This window comes from Streptomyces ficellus, assembly GCF_009739905.1.
Taxonomy (GTDB): domain Bacteria; phylum Actinomycetota; class Actinomycetes; order Streptomycetales; family Streptomycetaceae; genus Streptomyces; species Streptomyces ficellus_A.
Genome location: NZ_CP034279.1, coordinates 4,605,245 through 4,617,254 on the forward strand (window position 1 = coordinate 4,605,245; position 12,010 = coordinate 4,617,254).

11 protein-coding genes are annotated in these 12,010 nt (G+C 72.6%); 8 read left to right on the forward strand and 3 right to left on the reverse strand.

Annotated features, from left to right (window positions below; translation table 11 throughout):
* Positions 1-101: 101 nt before the first annotated feature.
* The 3 genes from EIZ62_RS20595 to EIZ62_RS20605 are packed head-to-tail and all read left to right on the forward strand — an operon-like array spanning position 102 to position 2,621.
* A complete protein-coding gene (locus EIZ62_RS20595) occupies positions 102-1,205 on the forward strand; it encodes a helix-turn-helix domain-containing protein (RefSeq protein WP_156694109.1) in 1,104 nt (367 codons plus the stop codon).
* Between the two features lie 14 nt (positions 1,206-1,219).
* Positions 1,220-1,885 (forward strand): YdcF family protein, encoded by a 666-nt coding sequence (locus tag EIZ62_RS20600; protein ID WP_156694110.1) that lies wholly within the window; start codon positions 1,220-1,222, stop codon positions 1,883-1,885.
* 19 nt (positions 1,886-1,904) lie between these two features.
* The gene (locus EIZ62_RS20605; protein WP_244375851.1) at positions 1,905-2,621 is read left to right on the forward strand and encodes a WbqC family protein; all 717 of its coding nucleotides are present in this window, start codon (positions 1,905-1,907) and stop codon (positions 2,619-2,621) included.
* A 151-nt stretch (positions 2,622-2,772) separates the two neighbouring features.
* Here EIZ62_RS20605 and EIZ62_RS20610 read toward each other — a convergent pair whose 3' ends face one another.
* Positions 2,773-4,128 (reverse strand): tetratricopeptide repeat protein, encoded by a 1,356-nt coding sequence (locus EIZ62_RS20610; protein WP_156694112.1) that lies wholly within the window; start codon positions 4,126-4,128, stop codon positions 2,773-2,775.
* A 98-nt stretch (positions 4,129-4,226) separates the two neighbouring features.
* Between EIZ62_RS20610 and EIZ62_RS20615 the strand changes: the two genes are divergently transcribed.
* The gene (locus EIZ62_RS20615; RefSeq protein WP_156694113.1) at positions 4,227-5,594 is read left to right on the forward strand and encodes an FAD-binding oxidoreductase; all 1,368 of its coding nucleotides are present in this window, start codon (positions 4,227-4,229) and stop codon (positions 5,592-5,594) included.
* 81 nt (positions 5,595-5,675) lie between these two features.
* On the forward strand, positions 5,676-6,059 hold the full coding sequence (locus tag EIZ62_RS20620) for a VOC family protein (RefSeq protein WP_156694114.1): 384 nt from the start codon (positions 5,676-5,678) through the stop codon (positions 6,057-6,059).
* A gap of 14 nt (positions 6,060-6,073) precedes the next feature.
* Here EIZ62_RS20620 and EIZ62_RS20625 read toward each other — a convergent pair whose 3' ends face one another.
* Positions 6,074-6,487 carry an SsgA family sporulation/cell division regulator gene (locus EIZ62_RS20625; RefSeq protein WP_156694115.1) on the reverse strand — a complete coding sequence of 138 codons (414 nt, stop codon included), beginning with the start codon at positions 6,485-6,487 and terminating at the stop codon, positions 6,074-6,076.
* A gap of 228 nt (positions 6,488-6,715) precedes the next feature.
* Here EIZ62_RS20625 and EIZ62_RS20630 point away from each other — a divergent pair, with 228 nt between their 5' ends.
* Complete coding sequence (locus EIZ62_RS20630) at positions 6,716-8,095, forward strand: RDD family protein (protein WP_156694116.1); 1,380 nt, start codon at positions 6,716-6,718, stop codon at positions 8,093-8,095.
* Positions 8,096-8,177: 82 nt separating this feature from the next.
* Positions 8,178-8,945: an RDD family protein gene (locus EIZ62_RS20635; RefSeq protein ID WP_156694117.1), complete on the forward strand. Its 768-nt coding sequence runs from the start codon at positions 8,178-8,180 to the stop codon at positions 8,943-8,945.
* Here the strand turns inward: EIZ62_RS20635 and EIZ62_RS20640 are convergent.
* Positions 8,931-9,176: a hypothetical protein gene (locus EIZ62_RS20640; protein WP_156694118.1), complete on the reverse strand. Its 246-nt coding sequence runs from the start codon at positions 9,174-9,176 to the stop codon at positions 8,931-8,933. The genes EIZ62_RS20635 and EIZ62_RS20640 overlap by 15 nt on opposite strands.
* Positions 9,177-9,396: 220 nt before the next feature.
* Between EIZ62_RS20640 and EIZ62_RS20645 the strand changes: the two genes are divergently transcribed.
* Positions 9,397-11,823, forward strand: a complete 2,427-nt coding sequence (locus EIZ62_RS20645) for an immune inhibitor A domain-containing protein (RefSeq protein ID WP_156694119.1) — start codon at positions 9,397-9,399, stop codon at positions 11,821-11,823.
* The last annotated feature ends 187 nt before the right edge of the window (positions 11,824-12,010 follow it).

Below are 12,010 nucleotides of genomic sequence, written 5' to 3' on the forward strand. Positions count from 1 at the left end.
GCCCCAACCGCCTGGGAATGACCGTCTGTTGTACTTCCGTTGCACTTGCGTCCCCCGCCCCGGCCCGACGTGCTTCGATGACGGCGGGAAGGGAGCGACGTGTGGCGACCGTGCACCATTGGACCGGCCTGGAAGCCAAGGCACTCCGGCTCGCGCTGCGGCTGAGCGTCCGCGCGTTCGCCGAACACCTCGGCGTCGGCGTGCGGACCGTCTCCAAGTGGGAAAAGCTCCAAGCGCTGACCGAGCCCCGCCCGGACACCCAGGCGATCCTCGACACGGCCCTGGCCCGCGCGGACGCGGCCACCCATCTGCGGTTCGAGACCTTCCTCTCCGAGGCTGGACGCCCCGGGGCGGAGGCATCAGGGCGGCGGGTGACACCGGCCGGGCCACTGGCCTGGGAGTACGAATCGTGGACCGACGACCTCGACCGGGCCGTGGTCGCCCTGTCGAGGCAGGACTTCACCTTCGCCGAGAGCCTCATCAGCAGGTGGACCAGCCGGTTCACCCCGCTCAGGCTCGATGACCGCGGCCTGTACCTCTTCGCCCGCTCGACCGCCCTCCTCGGCGATCTCCAGCGCGACCAGGGCAGCGTGGTCGGCCCCCTGTCCGCCCAGCGTTCCTATGTCACCGCCAAGTCGCTGTTCACCCAGCTCGACATTCCCCGCCGGATCGCCCAGCTCGACCTGTCCCTCGCCGTGGTCGCCGAGATGTCCGGGAAACTGGAGAGTGCCGCCCGCCAGTACGAGCACCTCGCGGTCGACGACCGGCTCTCCCGCCGCGACCGGGCCAGGTCCCGGCTGTGGGTGGGGACCGCGCTGAGCAAGGACGGCCAGCACGACTATGCAACCCGCGTGATGCTGGCCGCGACCCGCGACTTCGAGGACCTCGCCGAGCCGGAGGACTGGTCGGTGGCCCACCAGAAAATCGCCCTGGCCCACCGTGGCGCCGGCGACCTCTCCTCCGCCCTGCAGTTCATCACCGTCGCCCGTGGCACCTCCACCACTGACGCCCCCATGCAGAAGGTCCGCCTGGACACCGCCCACGGACACATCCTGCTGAGCGACCCCGCGACCCGCGATGATGGCCTTCACGTCCTCGACAAGGCCGCGACCATGGCCGCCCGCTTCGGGCTGTCCCACCAGCTGGCCAGCATCGAGAACATCAAGGCCATGAGCACGGGGCCGTCCGGCCCCTCCAGCCGGTGACCAGGGAGACCAGCGTGGGCGACAACCAGCAGACCATCACCGAGGACCAGTGGCGCCAAACCAAGCTGATCTGGGACTACCACCAGATGCAGCACCAGGTCCGGTCCGTCGACGTGGCGATCGGCCTGGGCAGCCACGACCTCGGCGTCGCCGCGGCCGCCGCCGACCTCTATCACCGCGGCCTGTTCCCCACCCTGGTGTTCACCGGCGGCAACAGCGCCACCACGAAGGCCCGCTTCCCCCGCGGCGAGGCCGTCCACTTCCGCGAGCACGCGCTCGACCTCGGCGTCCCCGACGAGGCGATCCTCGTCGAGCCGAACGCCGCGAACACCGGCCAGAACATCACCCTCACCCGAGACCTGCTGGCCGCGACCGGCATCGTCCCCGCGACGGTGATGCTGGTCTCCAAGCCCTATATGGAGAGGCGGTCCTTCGCCACCGCCCGCAAGCTGTGGCCCGACGTCGAGATCGTGTGCACGTCGGAGCCGCTGGAGCTGGACGACTACTTCAAGTCCATCGGCGACGAGAAGCTCGTGGTGGACATGCTCGTCGGTGATCTCCAGCGGGTGATCGAGTATCCGAAGCAGGGCTTCGCCATCGCCCAGGATGTCCCGGAGGACGTGCATGCCGGATACGAGTCCCTCATCCGCGACGGCTTCACCAGCCGCCTCATCTCCTGACCAGCTCGCCTCCGGCGGGTTGTGCGCGATCCACCAGCCCAACCTCTTCCCGAGGCTGACCACCCTGGCGAAGCTGTTCGCGGCAGACACCTGGATCGTCCTCGACGACGTCCGGTTCAACCGCCGCGACTACCAGCACCGCACCCGCCTCGGGGCCCTGACAGACCCGGACCGGACCCGGTGGCTGTCCATTCCCACCCACCTGCCCAAGGGCTGCCAGACCGCCATCCGGGACGCTCTGATCGCAGACCCCGCCTCGGCCCGGCGACGGACCGAGGCGATGATCCGGCAGGAATACCGGACCAGCCACCACTGGGCGGTTCTCCAGCAGGCTCTGGAGCCGGTCTGGGCCGCGTTCGACACCGGCCGGACCGCCGCCGTCGCCGAGATCTCCACTCGCGTCCTGCTGGACCTCCTCGGCTGGAACGGACGCGTCCAGACCGCGAGCGGGCTGCCCGCCCGGCCGGAACGGTCCCAGCGGCTCGCCGACCTCACAGCCGCAGTCGGCGCCGACACGTACCTGTGCGGGACCGGCGGGATGACGTACCTCGACCCTGCCCCGTTCACCACCCGCGGCGTCGCCGTCGCCCCGTTCCTGCCCCCCGCCGCCGGGATCTGGGCCTCCGCCCGGCGCGTCACCTCCCTGTGGGCCCTGGCCCACCTCGGCCCGGACGGCATCGCCGCCCGGCTTCAAACCCTCACCGGCAGCCCAGACTCGCTCGAAGCCGCGGCCTGAGCACGTATCGCTGTACTTCCCCCTTCCCACCCCGGTCGGACGCCACTGCGGGACGGTGGCTCGGGCTCGGCCCTGCCTCGATACGTCGGCGCAGACTTGGCGCTCGGTCGCCCGGGACGGGGGGCCGGGTGGCCGGGCGCCGGACAGGGGCCTATCGGGGCTCGCCGAGGGTGGTCAGGGCGCGGCGGGCCTTCGGGGCCAGCAGGGGCGAGAAGTGCGGATTCACCCGCAGCGCCTCGGCGATGTGCCGGCGGGCCGGCCCGTACTCGCCCAGTGCCCGCTCGATCTGGCCCCGGTGGTACGCGAACAGCGCGCTGCGCAGGCCCTGTTCCGTCGCCCGCCGGGCGTAGGGGAGCGCCTCCTCGGGCTCGCCGGCCCGGTACAGCGCCCAGCCGAGGGCGTCGGCGACGTGCACCGAGCGGTGCCCCCTGGCCCACTCGGCGCGCAGCCGCTGCACGGCGGCGTCCGGGTCGCCGTGGTCCGCCTCGTACCGGGCCAGGACCAGCGCGCCGTTCACCCCGTGCGCGGCCGCCCGCGTGGCCCGTACGCGCGCCAGCTCGTAGTGCGTCCGGGCGTCCCCGTCGAGGTCCAGGGACTCGTACAACTCGCCCGCCTCCAGGGCGTACTGGGGCAGCGGCAGCCTCTCCAGTGCGGCCGCGTAGTCCCGTAGCGCCTCCTCCTCCCGGCCGAGCGCCGCCCGGGCCCGGGCCCGCCCGGCCAGCGACGGGGCGTGGCCGGGGTCGAGCCGCAACGCCGGTTCGTAGGCGGCGAGCGCCTCCGCGGGCTCACCGCGCTCCCACGCGAGGTCCCCGAGGCGCGCCAGGCAGGCGGCCTTCTCCGCCGGCGTGGCGGCCAGGGCGACCGCGTCGTGCGCCAGCGCCGAGGCGTCCTCGCGCCAGCCCTTGTCCCGGTACACCAGCGACGCGCGCGACAGCGAGGGCGCGCCCGCCCGCAGGGCCCGCAGCCGTTCCGCGGCCCGGCCGGCCGACACGTAGTCGCCGAGCCCGCTGTAGGCGTCGATCAGGACGGGGTACGCCTGCCAGCGGCGCGGCGCCCCGGCGCGTACCGCCTCGCCCCACTTCCGGGCCGCCGCGAAGTCCCCGCGCGCGTTGGCGAGGGCGCCCATGCCGAGCTGGGCGTCGACGTTGCCCTCACCGGCGGGCAGGACGGCCAGCGACCGCTTCAGCGCCTTCTCCGCCTGTACGTACGACGCGGTGTCGCCGCCGCGCGCCCCCCGCTCCACGTACGCCCCGCCCAGCTCCGCCCACGAGGCGTCGTCGCCGGGATGGGCGCGCAGCCACTTCTCGCGGTCACCGATCAGCGCGGCCAGCTCGGGCAGCGACGCCTGGGCGCCCGCCCGGGCCGCCGCCTGCGCCCGGGAGGCGGCGCCGGGCGCGGGCGCCGGGGCGTCGCCGGACCCGCCGAACGCGAAGAGCGCGGCCGCGCCGGCCAGCACCAGACCCGCGCCCGCACCGAGGACGATCTGGGGGACCCGTTCCGTCTTCATGCGGCCAACTGTGCGTCAATACGACGAGCGCCCCGGCGCACCCGAAGTGGATCGCCCGACGGGTTCACACCGATGGCCCCGGGTGCCAGGCTGGGATCATGGACGACGTCATCACACGGTTGAGGGCCGGTCTGCCGGCCGAGGCGATCCACACGGACCCGGACGTCGTCGTGTCGTACGCCCATGACATGGCGAGCTTCTGCGAGGCCGGCACGCCCGCCGTGGTCGTCCTGCCGAGCAGTGTGGAGCAGGTCCAGCACGTGATGCGCACGGCGACGGAGCTGCGCGTGCCGGTGGTCCCGCAGGGCGCCCGCACGGGCCTGTCGGGGGCGGCGAACGCGTCCGACGGCTGCATCGTGCTGTCGCTGGTCCGGATGGACCGGATCCTGGAGATCAGCCCGGTGGACCGGATCGCGGTGGTGGAGCCCGGCGTCGTCAACGCGGTCCTGTCGCGCGCGGTCGGCGAGCACGGGCTGTACTACCCGCCGGACCCCTCCAGCTGGGAGATGTGCACCATCGGCGGGAACATCGGCACGGCCTCCGGCGGGCTGTGCTGTGTGAAGTACGGCGTGACGGCCGAGTACGTCCTGGGCCTCGACGTCGTCCTCGCCGACGGCCGCCTGCTGTCGACCGGCCGCCGCACCGCCAAGGGCGTCGCCGGGTACGACCTGACCCGGCTGTTCGTGGGCTCCGAGGGCACCCTCGGCGTCGTCGTACGGGCCGTGCTGGCGCTCCGGCCGCAGCCGCCGCGACAGCTGGTGCTGGCGGCCGAGTTCCCGTCGGCGGCCGCCGCGTGCGACGCCGTGTGCGCGATCATGGAGCGCGGGCACACCCCGTCGCTGCTGGAGCTCATGGACCGTACGACGGTACGGGCGGTCAACCGGCTCGGCCGCATGGGCCTGCCCGAGACCACCGAGGCCCTGCTGCTCGCCGCGTTCGACACCCCCGACCCCGCCGCCGACCTGGCCGCCGTGGGCGAGCTGTGCACCGCCGCCGGGGCCACCCAGGTCGTACCGGCCGAGGACGCGGCCGAGTCGGAGCTGCTGCTGAAGGCCCGCCGGATGTCGCTGACCGCCCTGGAGGCCGTCAAGTCCGCCACCATGATCGACGACGTGTGCGTACCGCGCTCCCGGCTCGGCGAGATGATCGACCGCACGGCCGCCGTCGCGGCGAAGTACGACCTGACGATCGGCGTCTGCGCCCACGCCGGCGACGGCAACACCCACCCCGTCGTCTGCTTCGACCACACCGACCCCGACGAGTCGCGGCGCGCCCGCGAGTCGTTCGACGAGATCATGGCGCTCGGTCTGGAACTCGGCGGCACCATCACCGGCGAACACGGCGTCGGCGTACTGAAGAAGGAATGGCTCGCCCGGGAACTGGGGCCGGTGGGCGTGGAGTTGCAGCGCGGCATCAAGCGGACCTTCGACCCGCTGGGCATCCTCAACCCGGGCAAGCTGTTCTGAGGCTTCGGGCGTAGGACGGACGGCCGATGGTTCGTGGCCGGGCGGGGACGTAGCGTGAACGCATCGACGCCAGGAGGAGCCGTGCCCGCACGCCTTGACCACACCATCGTCCGCAGCCGCGACCGGTTCGCCGCCGCCCGCTTCCTCACGGAGCTGATCGGCGCGCCGGAACCGAAGCCCTTCGGCCCCTTCGCGAGCGTCCCGCTGGAGGGCGGCGTCACCCTCGACTACCTCGACGACGACGCGCCCCGCATCGTGTCGCAGCACCTCGCCTTCCTGGTCGGCGAGGACGAGTTCGACGAGATCCTCGGCCGGATCCAGGAGCGCGCACTGCCGTACTGGGCCGATCCGTACCACCGCGAGCCGCAGCGGATCAACCACCGCTACGGTGGCCGCGGGGTGTACATCGACGACCCCGACGGCCACTCGATCGAATTCATCACCCACACGTACGTGACCGGCTGACGCGGTCCGCCCGCTCACGCGAGCAGCTCGGCCAGCCCGTCGTCCAGGCCGAGCTGCTCCGCCTCCGAACCGGGCGGCACCACGCGCAGCGCCCGCTCCAGCCAGGCCGACACCTGCGGGGCGGGGACCTCCAGCAGCGCGTCGCCGTCCGGCGAGGACAGCGCCATCAGCACGACCGGGTGGCCGTCGAGCGTGGTGGGCCAGATCCGCACGTCGCCGTGGCCGCAGGGACGGAACACCCCCTCGACCAGCAGCTCGCGGGCGAAGGTCCAGTGCACGGGGTGCTCGGAGCCCACGTGGAAGGTGATGTGCACGGCGTACGGGTCGTCCGTGCGGTAGGTCAGCCGGGCGGGCACCGGGACCTGCCGCTCGGGTGACAGGACCAGGGTGAGTTCCAGTTCGCGTTCGACGACGGTGTGCTGCCGCATGGTGCGGCTCCCTTCTCTCCGGTACGGGCCCTGGAGCGGGGCCCGAACGGTGAGAGGCCCTTCCCCGCCCGTGATTACGCGACTTCGGGCGGGTGATTTCAGTGGCGCCCCGTAACACAGGTGTGACCGGATCGTGGTCGTTGTGGACGGACCGGTCCGGGCGCGCTCGGCGGTCTGGTAGATGTGGTGCCTTGAATTGAGGCCTCGAAGAGATACGGGACCACGGTGATGAGCGCCCCAACCCCGGCAACCGGCGACGGCAGCCCCACGCCTGGCTACTACCCCGATCCGTCCATCCCCGGATATATCCGGTTCTGGAACGGAGCCGCCTGGGTGCCGGGCACGAGCCGCCCCGCGCCCAAGGACGGCGAGGCGATGCCGACCCCGCCCGCCCCGGCGGCGCCCGCCGCCCCCACGCCCTCGGTGGAGGAGACCGGCCCGGTCTTCTTCGACGAGGAGGGGCCGGACGCGGGGGCACAGGCGGAGCCGGAACCCGCGTCCGTGTGGCAGGCCGACGCCTCCCGCCAGACCGGGTTCGGCGGCGACCGCGACCGCCGGGTCTCCTGGGGCGCCGAGTCCGGCCAGGACCCGCGCAGCCCCGCCCCCGACCCGACCGGCGGCGCCCTGCCGGGCGTACGGAGCGTGGAACCGGAGCCCGCGAAGGCGGCCGCGCCCGAGGGCACCGTCACCATCCGGGCGGTCAAGCCGCAGGCGAAGCCGGAGGCCCAGCAGCCCGCCGACGGCACCATGACCATCCGGGCGCTCAAGCCGGACGCCGCCCCGGGCACGCCCCACCCGCTCCCCGCGCAGCCCCAGCCGGCCGCCCCCGCGCAGCAGCAGCAGCAGCAGCCGCAGCCGCAGCCCCAGCCTCAGTCGCAGTCGCAGTCGCAGCCCGCGCCGGTCGCCGCTGCCGCCCCCGCCACTCCCGTCACGCACGGCCCCGGTGGCGGCGCCGCGTCCTGGGCGCAGCAGGTGCACCAACTGGCCCGGCCCGCCCAGCCGGAGGCGCACGTCCAGCAGCCGCCCCAGGCCGCGGCTCCGCAGGACCGGTCGCAGCAGCCCATGCTGCCCTGGAAGCCGCCGGTCGACGACCCGTTCCTGGCGGCGGCCCAGGCGCAGGCCGCCGCCCGCCCGGCCGCCCTGGGCAAGCGTTTCGTCGCCCGCCTGATCGACACCCTGGTCCTCGGGGCGGCCGTCGCCGCCGTCGCCGTGCCGTTCGTCTCCAAGGCGCTCGACCACATCAACGGCAAGATCGAGCAGGCCAGGCAGTCGGGCGAGACGGTCACGGTCTGGCTGCTGGACGGCACCACGTCGACCTGCCTGGGCATCGTGCTCGCCGCGCTGCTGGTGCTGGGGGTGCTGTACGAGGCGGTGCCGACCGCCAAGTGGGGGCGCACGCTCGGCAAGAAGCTGATGGGGCTGGAGGTGCGGGACATCGAGTCGCACGAGCCCCCGCCGTTCGGCGCGGCCCTGCGCCGCTGGCTGCTCTACGGGGTACTCGGCGTCCTGGTCGTCGGCGTCGTCAACGCGCTGTGGTGCCTGGTCGACCGCCCGTGGCGCCAGTGCTGGCACGACAAGGTGGCCCACACCTTCGTCGCGGCTCCCTAGGAGGCCGGGAGGCGGCCGGGGGTGTAGCCCGAACGGCCGGTGATCTTTTGCGGGGCCGGGCCGGGCGGGATGCACTGCCCCCATGAGCCACGAACCGCCGACGCCCGGTCAGCAGCCGCCCGAGGACGACCCGTTCCGCAAGAAGCCGCAGGACGACGGCTCCCAGCCGCCTCCCGCGCCGCCGCCCCCTCCGTCGGACGGGTCGGCGGGCGGCGGCGGTCCGTACGGGGGAGAGGGCCCCTACGGCGGGGGCGGTCCCTACGGCGGCGGTCCCGGCGGTCCCGGGGGCGGTCCCTACGGCGGTGGTCCGGGTGGCCCCGGGGGCGGTCCCTATGGCGGTGGGCCGTACGGCTACGGCGGGGCCGATCCGCTCGCGGGGATGCCGCCGCTCGCCGACACCGGCCGGCGCGTCCTGGCCCGGATCATCGACTGGATCGTCGTCGCGATCCCGCTCGCGCTGATCGCGCTGCCGTTCAACATCTACGACCGGGTGACCGACCAGGGCGACTGGGAGGACGTCTGGACGACGAACAACGGCAATCAGTGGGTCTTCCAGCTCATCACCATCGTGGCGTACATCGGCTACGACACCCTGATGGTGAACAAGAACCGGGGACAGACGCTGGGCATGCGTCTGCTGGGCATGCGGGTGGCGATGCTCAACGACGGCAGCGTGCCGAACACGAACGCCGCGCTCATCCGCGCCATCGTGCTGTGGCTGCCCGGACTGATCTGCTGCGCCTGCTTGTGGCCGCTGCTGCTGCTGATCCTGATCATGGTCGACAAGCCCTACAAGCAGGGCCTGCACGACAAGGCGGCCAAGACCGTCGTCGTCTCAACGACGCAGTGAGTGCTCCCTGCGCTCGGCCGGGAAGGCCGGGCGCGGGTTCTGGTACGCCGCGCGGCGCGCGGACGGCACCGGAAGGGTCATGGCGACCAGCAGGCCGAGCGCGAGGGCGGCGACCCCGATCAGCGCGACTCCCAGTGCGGTGGTGGTGCGGGACAGCAGCAACATGGCGACGGTCGCGAAGACGACGGTGGCCGAACCGTAGGCGAGCTGTGCGGCGGTCGGACGCGGCATGGCGGGTTCCGTCCTCGAAGCGTTTGAGCACCGGATGGGGGTCACGAACTCGGTCGCACTGATTGACGACTCTACGACGGTGGATGCCCGAGAGGAACCGGTAGTAAGCGTGACCTAACCCACGGTACCGGTGCATGGGGGGCGCACAGAGTCATGGTCTATGCCATATGGCCTGAAACCGGCGCCCGTTGACGCGATCCACAGGGGAGGACCGTTCCACGTGAACACGATCAGGGGCGCGCTGAGCGCCGTCGCCGTACTGGCCGTCCTGGCGGGGTCGACGGCCGGCGTTCCCACCACCACCGCCACGGCCGCCGTTCCCGCCACCACCGCTCCGGTCCGCGAGGACACCGCGCACGGCGCGGCCGTGGGGAAGCACGACGGGCACGTCGTCGACGGGCCGTTCAGCGCCCGCGAGCGGCTCCGGCGCGAGGCGGCGCTGGAGGAGGTGCTGAGCGGGCGGGCGCGGGTGGAGCGGCGCGGCGGTTCCAAGGTCGTCAGGCTCGCCGACCGCAAGTACGTGGAGCTGGGCCGGGAGCGCACGGACAAGATCTTCACCATCCTGGTCGAGTTCGGGGACAGGGTCGACGACGAGACGATGCACGACCCGGACGGCCCGGGCGGCCCGAAGCCGCCGGTGGTCAAGTACGGCGGTACGCCGGGCCCGCTGCACAACCGGATCCCCGAGCCGGACCGTACGCGGGACAACTCGACGGACTGGCGGCCCGACTACGACCGTGCGCACTTCCAGCGGCTGTACTTCGGCACGGGCGAGGGGGTGGAGTCGCTGAGGACGTACTACGAGAAGGCGTCCTCCGGCCGCTACTCGGTGGAGGGCGAGGTCTCGGACTGGGTCAAGGTCGAGTACAACGAGGCGCGGTACGGCTCCAACTACTGCGGCGGCAACAACTGCCCCAACGTGGAGGACCTGGTCTTCGACGGCGTGGCCGCCTGGGTCGCCGACCAGCGGGCCCGGGGCAGGACGGACGGCCAGATCAAGGAGCAGGTGGCGCGGTTCGACGAGTGGGACCGCACCGACCACGACAACGACGGGAACTTCGACGAGCCCGACGGCTACGTCGACCACTTCCAGATCGTGCACGCGGGCGAGGACGGTTCGGCGGGCGGCGGCGCGCAGGGGCCCGACGCGCTGTGGGCGCACCGGGGGTACGCGTACGGCCGGGACGACGGGGACACCGGGCCGGCGGGTTTCCGGGCGGGCGGGGTGGCCGTCGGGGACACGGGGGTCTGGGTGGGTGACTACACGATGCAGCCCGAGAACGGCGGGCTGGGCGTGTTCGCCCACGAGTACGCGCACGACCTGGGGCTGCCGGACCTGTACGACACCAACAACGTGGCGGGGGTGGAGAACTCGGTCGGTTTCTGGTCGCTGATGTCGTCCGGTTCGTGGCTGGGGACGGGCGGGGAGGCGATCGGCGACCTGCCGGGGGACATGACGGCCTGGGACAAGCTCCAGCTGGGCTGGCTCGACTACGAGCGGGCGAAGGCGGCGACGGCGTCCCGGCACACGCTGGGCGTCTCGGCCTACCACACGGACCTGCCGCAGGGGCTGGTGGTGGAGCTGCCGGAGAAGACGGTGACCACGCCGGTGGTGAAGCCGGCCGGCGGTGCGGGTCAGTGGTGGAGCGACTACGGGGACGGGCTGTCGCACACGCTGGCCCGTGCGGTCGACCTGTCCGGCCGCTCCTCCGCCTCGCTGCGGCTGGACGGCTGGTGGGACATCGAGAAGGACTACGACTACCTGTACGCGCAGGTCTCCACCGACGGTGGGGAGAGCTGGAAGGCGCTCGACGGCACGGCGGACGGGGAGGCCATCACCCGGGACGGGGGTGGCAAGCCGGCGCTGACCGGGGTGTCGGGCGCGTACCGCACGCTGGTGTATCCGCTGGACGCCTACGCGGGGAAGCGGATCGTGCTCCGCTTCCGCTACAAGACGGACGGCGGGGTGGCCGGCAAGGGGTTCGCGGCGGACAACGTCACGGTGCGGGCGGACGGTGTCACGCTGTTCGCGGACGACGCCGAAGGGGCCGAAGGGGCTAAGGGGGCCGGGGACGGCGGGTGGACGGCGCGCGGGTTCGCGCGGGTGGGGGAGTCGGTCACCGGTGTCCACCCGCAGTACTACATCGCGGAGAACCGGCAGTACGTGTCGTACGACAGGACGCTGGAGACGGGTCCGTACCACTTCGGGTTCCAGGCGTCCCGGGACGACTGGGTGGAGCACTACGCCTACCGGCCGGGCCTGATGATCTGGCAGTGGGACACCTCGCAGCGCGACAACAACGTCACCGACCACCCGGGCCAGGGCCTGCTGTTGCCGGTGGACGCGCATCCGCGGCCGATGACCTGGTCGGACGGCAGCCTGATGTCGAACAAGATCACCCCGTACGACGCGGCGTTCAGCCGGTACCCGGTGCCGGGTTTCACCCTGCACAAGCGGGGGGTGGCACGGCACGTCGCGCCACATGCGGGCAATCCGGCCTTCGACGACCACAAGGGTGTGTACTGGTACGCCGAGAACGAGTTCGGCGGGGTGCGGACCACCGACACCAACACCCGGATCTCCATCGCGGCCCAGCCGGCGCACGGTTCGTCGGTCACCGTGGACGTGGGCCCGTCGGTGCCGTGACCTGGCCCGTGACCTGCCCGGATCGCCCGCCCGCGGGCGTTCACGCGCTGTTCGCAATGCGGATCGGCCTGTTCACATAGAGCACTTGGCCTGTGCAAGTCAAGATCTGTCTTTTCGCGTCATTCTCCGGTCGAATGTCGTCACTTGTGGCGCGACACCGCACGCGGATAACACTCGACCCCCCATC